Here is a 1,864-nt window from a genome sequence, read left to right on the forward strand (position 1 = left end):
CGGGCAGTTTCAACACCGGGATCGCCAGCACCGGTGGCACCAACACCGGGCTGTTCAACACCGGGTTGGGCAACACCGGATGGGCCAATGCCGGCGACTTCAACTCCGGTGGGTTTAACGCCGGTGGTTTCAATACCGGCTCGTTTAACCCCGGCGACACCAACACCGGCTGGTTCAACATCGGTGATATCAACACCGGAGCGTTCAACACCGGCGATATCAACACCGGCGCGTTCCTCACCGGCGACGGCAACAACGGATTCTTCTGGCGCGGCACCGGCCAGGGCCTCATCGCCGCCGACTACACCCTCACCATCCCCAACATCCCGCTCACCCTCGGCGGCGGCGGCGTATTCGAATTGCCCATCACCGGCCAGATCACCGGCCTGACCGTGCAGTCATTCATGGTGCACGGGATCGGCGACAGCAATACTGGCATACCGCTGAACCTTCAGCTCAATGTGCTCGGACAACAGACCGATGAGGTCGGCGTCCACGTTCACATCCCGGTGATCGACAAGAACGTCACCATCCCACTACCGCCCCTGCCGATCAGTTTGGGCATAACCGTCGACAATCAGATAGGTGCAATCCTCGTCCCGCCAATCACCATCAATCCGATTACGTTTAATGATGTTGTGGTGGGTGGTGATACGACGTCGTTGTCGGCGGTTGTGGCGGGTGGTATTGGGCCGGTGACGATTCCGGTGTTCCAGTTGGCGGCGGCTCCGGGTTTTGGGAACGCGACGGGTGTGCCGTCGTCGGGTTTCTTTAATTCGGGTGTGGGTGGCGGCTCGGGTTTCGGCAATAGTGGTAGTGGTGTGTCGGGTTGGTGGAATGTTGGGTCGCTGAGTTCGGGTTATCAGAATTTGGGTAATCTGGTGTCGGGTTTCATCAACAAGGGTGAGTTGCTGTCGGGGATCAACAACAGCAATATGTTGGGTCTGTCGACCTCGGGTGTGGGTAATGTCGGGGACAACGTGTCGGGGTTGTTCTTCCAGGGCGCCGACCGGATGAGTATTTTTAATGCGGGGTTGGCGAATGTGGGGGTGGGCAATGTTGGGTTTGGGAGTGTGGGTGATGGGAATGTGGGTGGGGGCAATGTTGGTGGTAGTAATGTGGGGTTTGGGAATCTGGGTGGTTGGAACTTTGGGTTGGGGAACCTGGGGAGTTTCAATGTGGGTTCGGGGAATATCGGGTGGTATAACTTCGGGCCGGGGAATTTGGGGTTGTACAATGTGGGGTTGGGGAACGCCGGGGATTACAACGTTGGTTTCGGGAATACCGGGATCGGTAATTTCGGGTTCGGGAACACCGGTAGCCATAATATTGGGATCGGGTTGAGTGGTGATGGTCAGGTCGGGTTCGGGGGCTGGAATTCCGGTAGCGGGAATGTGGGGTTGTTCAACTCCGGGACCGGGAATGTGGGGTTGTTCAACTCCGGGACCGGGAACTGGGGGGTGGGCAACTCCGGTGAGCTCAATACGGGGTTGTTCAACCCGGGCCGGTTGAACACCGGGGTGTTGAACACCGGGTTGCTCAACACCGGGGTGGGCAATGCGGGTTCCTACAATTCGGGCAGTTTCAATGTGGGGTCTTCCAACACCGGCTCGTGGAATGCCGGGGACACCAACACCGGCTGGTTTAACCCCGGCAACCTCAACACCGGGATCGCCAACACCGGTGATGTCAACACCGGCGGGTTCAACCAGGGCAACCTCAACAACGGCTTCTTCTGGCGCGGCGACGGCCAGGGCCACGCCGGCTTCGACTACACCCTGACCATCCCGGCAGTCGCACTGGACCTCGACGTCGACGTCCCCCTCAACATCCCCATCACCGGCCACCTCGGCGACATCGTGAT

1 pseudogene is annotated in these 1,864 nt (G+C 59.2%); it reads left to right on the forward strand.

Features of this window, described 5'->3' with window-relative positions:
* Positions 1-1,864: pseudogene (locus B4U45_RS28520) on the forward strand (PPE family protein); the annotation flags it as partial.

The sequence above is a fragment of the Mycobacterium persicum genome, assembly GCF_002086915.1.
Lineage (GTDB): Bacteria > Actinomycetota > Actinomycetes > Mycobacteriales > Mycobacteriaceae > Mycobacterium > Mycobacterium persicum.